The organism is Arthrobacter sp. GQ119 (genome assembly GCF_059759125.1).
The window spans coordinates 1-445 of the sequence record NZ_JCAXEA010000080.1 but is presented as its reverse complement, the minus strand read 5'-3'; the positions used below and the strand labels follow the sequence as shown (position 1 = coordinate 445).

The window sequence follows — 445 nt, the reverse complement described above, 5'->3', positions numbered from 1 at the left end:
TTGAACCGGAACACGTGCATGCAGTGGGCCCGGAAGGCTGGCATTGCCGGGAAACCGGGGCGGAGCGTCCATCCCGGACGTGGCGAGTACTTCCGATTGCGCCATTCTGGAATGAGGCGACGTGAGGCGGCCGCCGCAGTAGGCATCAACCTTCGAACCGCGGAGGACTGGGACCGTGGCGTGAAAAAGTCCAGAAGCACACGCAGTTATCCGGATGGAAGGGTGGTCGACTACAAACAGGGAGTGACCACTTTCCACACCCCGGGCGGGCCGCCCCTCCCGGCTGCTCCTCCTGGAACCGCCGAGCTCGAAAAGTCCATCGATCAGCGTTACCTTTCCCTAACGGAACGCGAGAGGATCCGGGACCTGTCCGCATCCGGCGCTTCGCTCCGTAAGATCGCGGCCGCGCTGGGCCGCCCTGTCTCCACGGTTAGCAGGGAGATCG

General features: G+C 64.0%; 1 protein-coding gene. It reads left to right on the top strand.

The features are described 5' to 3' along the window. Positions 1-111: 111 nt before the first annotated feature. On the top strand, positions 112-445 hold a 334-nt coding region (locus tag AC6CH3_RS23440), incomplete at its 3' end, for a helix-turn-helix domain-containing protein (RefSeq protein ID WP_498134712.1).